This window comes from Streptomyces sp. NPDC007875 (assembly GCF_042868035.1).
Taxonomy (GTDB): domain Bacteria; phylum Actinomycetota; class Actinomycetes; order Streptomycetales; family Streptomycetaceae; genus Streptomyces; species Streptomyces antimycoticus.
Window position 1 is genome coordinate 1 of record NZ_JBIADZ010000085.1, and the last position, 5,373, is coordinate 5,373.

General features: G+C 72.5%; 1 protein-coding gene. It reads left to right on the forward strand.

Annotated elements, in window-relative coordinates; genetic code table 11:
- A partial coding sequence (locus ACFYOY_RS48920; RefSeq protein ID WP_388594580.1) for an SDR family NAD(P)-dependent oxidoreductase occupies positions 1 to 5,373 on the forward strand: 5,373 nt, incomplete at both ends.

Sequence of the window (5,373 nt, forward strand, 5' to 3'; positions counted from 1 at the left end):
CACCTCACCACCCACGGAACACCGGTCAACTGGCCCACCCTCTACACCGGCACACACCCCACCCGCATCCCCCTCCCCACCTACCCCTTCCAACACCACCACTACTGGCTCCCCCGAAACGCCAGCACAGGCGATGTGCGTGCCGTGGGCCTCCAGGGCACGGGCCACCCGCTGGCCGGGGCCGTGGTGAGCGTGCCCGACACGGGCGGTGTGCTGCTCACCGGGCAGCTATCGGTGGCCACCCACCCCTGGCTGGCCGACCACGCCGTCTCCGGCGCCGTCCTGCTGCCCGGCGCCGCGATGGCCGAGCTCGCCATCCGCGCCGGGGACGAGACCGACACCCCCACCCTGGAAGAACTGGTCATCGGCCAGCCGATGACACTGCCCGAAGACGGGGCGCTGCAAGTCCAGGTGCTGGTCGGCGCCGAGGAGGACGGGCGCCGAGGCGTGCGGATCTACTCCCGCCCCGACGCGGCCCAGGGACAGGAATGGCTGGAGCACGCCTCGGGCACACTCGCCACGCAGCCGGACGGTTCGGCCGAGGGCGGCGTGGAGGACGGCATGCCCGAGTGGCCACCGCCCGGTGTCGAACCGATCGTTCTGGATGACTTCTACGACGACCTCGCCCAGGCCGGGTATGAGTACGGGCCCGCCTTCCGCGGACTGAAGGCGGTATGGAAGCGCGATGGCGAGGTGTTCGCGGAGGCCGCGCTGCCGGAGGAGCAGACGGAGGTCGCCGGCCGGTTCGGCATCCACCCGGCACTGCTGGACGCAGCGTTGCACGCGAGCAACTTCTGTGTGCCTCCGGCCCCGGGCCAGACGCTGCTCCCCTTTGTGTGGAACGACGTACGGCTGCTGGCTGCGGGAGCCACGGCCGTCCGTGTGCGCGCCCGCGCCACCGGCACTGACTCGTTCACGATCAGCCTGTTCGACAGCACCGGCTCCCCCGTCGCCTCGGTGGACTCCCTGGTGCTCCGGGCGATCAGTCCCGAGCAGCTCGCCGCCGCTTCCGGCGGTGCCGATCGGTCCGCTGATGCGCTGTTCACGCTGGACTGGACCGAGCACCCCACCGCTCCGGGGGCGGAGGTTTCCTGGGCCACCCTCGGCGATACCCACACCGACGTGAACGCCCGCATGGACGCGCTCATCGCGGGAGAGGACCGGCCCGGGGCCGTAGTCGCCGACACCGCGACCTGGGATGCCGGGGACACCGGCCTGCCCGCGCGGGCCCGGGATCTGGCCGCCCGCGCGCTGGACCTGGTGCAGCGGTGGGTCGCCCGACCCGAACTCGTCGACGTCCGGCTGGTGTTGCTCACCCATGGGGCGGTGTCCGTACACGACACCGCCGAGGTCACCGATCCGGCCGCGGCCGCGATCTGGGGCCTGGTCCGCTCCGCCCAGTCCGAACACCCGGGCCGGATCGTTTTGGTGGACACCGATGACGTGTCGCGGGAGGCCCTGCCCGAGGCGGTGGCGTCCGGCGAACCGCAGGTGGCGCTGCGTCGTGGGCTGCTGTGGGTGCCGCGTCTGGTGCGGTCGCCGCAGGGTCTCACCGTACCCGCGCACGAGCACTGGTACCTCGACGTCTCGGAGAAGGGCAGCCTGGAGAACCTGGTGCTGCGGCCGGATCCGGAGGCCACCGCGCCGCTGGCCACCGGCCAGGTCCGGATCCAGGTCCGCGCCGCCGGTCAGAACTTCCGGGACGTGCTCGTCGCGCTCGGCGGCGTGGCGGGTCAGGACGGTTTGGGCGGCGAGGGTGCCGGTGTGGTGACCGAGGTCGGCCCGGGGGTCGAGGGCCTGGCGGTGGGCGACCGGGTGATGGGCCTGTTCCCGCGCTCGTTCGGCCCGCTGGCCACCGCTGACGCGCGAACGGTCGCGCCGATCCCCGAAGGCTGGTCGTACGCCACGGCCGCCGGAGTGCCGGTGGCCTATCTGACGGCGCTGTACGGGCTGCGGGACCTGGGCGCCGTACAGCCGGGTGAGACGGTGCTGGTGCACGCCGCCGCGGGCGGTGTGGGCATGGCCGCCGTCCAGTTGGCGCGGCATTTCGGCGCCACCGTGTATGCCACCGCCCACCCGTCGAAGCACCATGTGCTGACCGCGTTGGGGGTGCCGGAGGGGCATCTGGCGTCCAGCCGCGACCTCGGTTTCGCCTCGGCGTTTCCCGCGCTGGATGTGGTGCTGAACTCCCTCACCGGCGAGTATGTGGACGCCTCACTGGGACTGCTCGGCGCGGGTGGCCGGTTCGTGGAGATGGGCAAGAACGACATCCGCGATCCCGCCGCGGTCTCCACAGCACATCCCGGTGTGGGCTACCAGGCATTCGACCTGGGGGGTGACGCGGGGCCGGACCGGATCCGGGAGTTGCTCGCGGAGTTGGTGGAGCTGTTCGAGGCGGGCCGGATCGAGCCGCTTCCGGTACGGCACTGGGACGTCACCCAGGCACCGACGGCCTTCCGCTGGATGAGCCAGGGGCGGCACACCGGCAAGATCGTACTCACCCTCCCCCGCTCCCTGGATCCGCACGGCACCGTCCTGGTCACCGGTGGCACGGGAACCCTCGGCGCCACCATCGCCCGCCACCTCGTCACCCAGCACGGCGCACGGCATCTGCTCCTCATCAGCCGCCGGGGTCCCGACGCGCCCGGCGCCACCGACCTCACCACCGAACTCACCGAACGCGGCGCCACCGTCAACATCACCGCCTGCGACACCGCCGACCGCGACCAACTCGCCGCCCTCCTCGCCGATATCCCGGCCGACCGCCCGCTCACCGCCGTCATCCACACCGCCGGCGCGCTGGACGACGGTGTCCTGACCGCACTCACCCCGGAGCGCCTCGACGCCGTCTTCCGCCCCAAGGTCGACGCCGTCACCCACCTCCACGACCTCACCCGCGGCCACGACCTGGCAGCGTTCGTCATCTACTCGTCCGCCGCCGGAACGCTCGGCAACGCGGGTCAGGCCAACTACGCCGCCGCCAACGCCTTCCTCGACGCCTTCGCCCAGTGGCGGCACGCCCGCCACCGGCCCGCCACCTCGCTGGCTTGGGGGCTGTGGAGCGACACCAGCACGCTCACCGCGACGATGGACGTCACCGACGTACGCCGCACACGGCGGGCGGGGGTGCTGGGCATGGACAACGCCGAGGCGCTGCGGGTGTTCAACACCGGGCTGCGGTCCGGACGGCCCGCGCTGGTGGCCGCGAAGATCGACCTCACTGCCCTCCGCGCGCCGGACGTCGGGGTGTCGCCGCTGCTGCGCGGGCTGGCCCGTCCGGCGCGGCGCACCGCGCGGACCGCGGCCCCGGCGGCCGGTGGTCTGTCGGGGCGGCTGGCCGGGCTGTCCCCCGCCGGGCAGCAGGAGTTTCTTCTCAACCTGGTGCGGGCGGAGGCCGCGGTGGTCCTCGGCCACCCCGGTCCGGAGGCGATCGAGCCGACGGTGGCGTTCAAGGAGATGGGCTTCGACTCGCTGACGGCGGTCGAACTGCGCAACCGGCTGAATGCGGCGACCGGGCTGCGGCTCCCCGCCACGTTGCTCTTCGACCACCCGACTCCGGCTCTTCTCTCCGACCTGTTCCACACTGAGCTGGGCGGCGGCCCGGCACCCGCCGCGACGGCCCCGGTGACCGTGCGCGCCGCCGCTGACGAGCCGATCGCCGTAGTGGCGATGAGTTGCCGTCTGCCGGGCGGGGTGACCGACCCGGACGGGCTGTGGAACCTGCTGCTCGCAGAGCGCGACGGCATCACCGACTTCCCCCGTGACCGGGGCTGGGACCTGGAAGCGCTGTTCGACGCCGACCCGGACCGGAGTGGCACCTCCTATGTGCTGCGCGGCGGGTTCCTCGAGGACGCGGCCGGTTTCGACGCGGACTTCTTCGGCATCTCGCCACGTGAGGCGCTGGCGATGGACCCGCAGCAACGGCTGTTCCTGGAAGCCTGCTGGGAGGTGTTCGAGCGGGCGGGCATGGACCCGACGACGGTGGGAGGCGGCGACATCGGCGTGTTCGCCGGTGTCATCAACCAGGACTACGGCGTGCGGAGCGGGCCCGCTCCCGAGGACCTTGAGGGCTATATGCTCACCGGCTCGGCGACGAGTGTCGCCTCCGGCCGGGTGGCCTATGTGCTGGGCCTGGAGGGCCCGGCGGTCACGGTGGACACGGCCTGCTCCTCCTCATTGGTGGCGATGCACTGGGCCGTACAGGCGTTGCGGCAGGGCGAGTGCTCGATGGCGCTGGCCGGGGGCGCCACGGTGATGGGGCGGCCGTCGGCGTTCGTGGAGTTCTCGCGCCAGCGCGGGCTGGCGCCGGACGGCCTGTGCAAGGCGTTCGGCGCGGGTGCGGACGGCACCACCTTCAGCGAGGGCGTCGGGGTACTGCTGCTGGAACGTCTCTCGGACGCCCGCCGCAACGGCCACGAGGTCCTGGCCGTGATCCGCGGCACGGCGGTCAACCAGGACGGCGCCAGCAATGGCCTCACCGCCCCCAACGGCCCCTCCCAGCAGCGGGTGATCCGGCAAGCACTGGCGAACGCCGGACTGTCTCCCGCCGACATCGACGCCGTCGAAGCCCACGGCACCGGCACCGCCCTCGGCGACCCCATCGAAGCCCAAGCCCTCCTGGCCACCTACGGCCAGGACCGGCCGGGGAACGAGCCCGTATGGCTCGGCTCGCTGAAGTCGAACACCGGACACACGCTGGCCGCGGCAGGCGTGTCCAGCGTCATCAAGATGGTGCTGGCGATGCGGAACGGCATGCTTCCGCGCTCGCTGCACGCGAACGAGCCCACGCCCGAGGTGGATTGGTCCCAGGGCGCGGTGTCCCTGCTCACCGAGGCCCGGTCCTGGCCGGAGAACGGCCACCCACGCCGCGCCGGGATCTCCTCCTTCGGTATCAGCGGCACCAACGCCCACCTCATCCTCGAACAGGCACCTCAGCCCGAGACCGAGCCCGGGCCCGAAGCCGCGCCGAAGGCGGACGACGGCATGGCCACCCCCGGGCTCGTGGCGGCCGGCGGGATCGTGCCCTGGGTGCTGTCCGCCAAAAGCGCCGCAGCCCTGCGGGATCAGGCCCAACGCCTCCTGGACCACCTGGAATCCGGGGTGAACGACCGCCCCCTCGACATCGGCTGGTCCCTGGCCACCACCCGCACGCTCCACGACCACCGCGCCGTCATCCTCACCGGCACCGACACCGAGAGCGGTGACGCCACCGCCGCGCTCACCGCCCTCGCCACCGGACAACCCCACCCCCGCCTCACCACCGGCCACGCCACCACCCACGGCAAGACCGTCTTCGTCTTCCCCGGCCAAGGCGCCCAATGGACAGGCATGGGAGCCCAACTCCTCAACACCTCACCCGTCTTCGCCACCCGC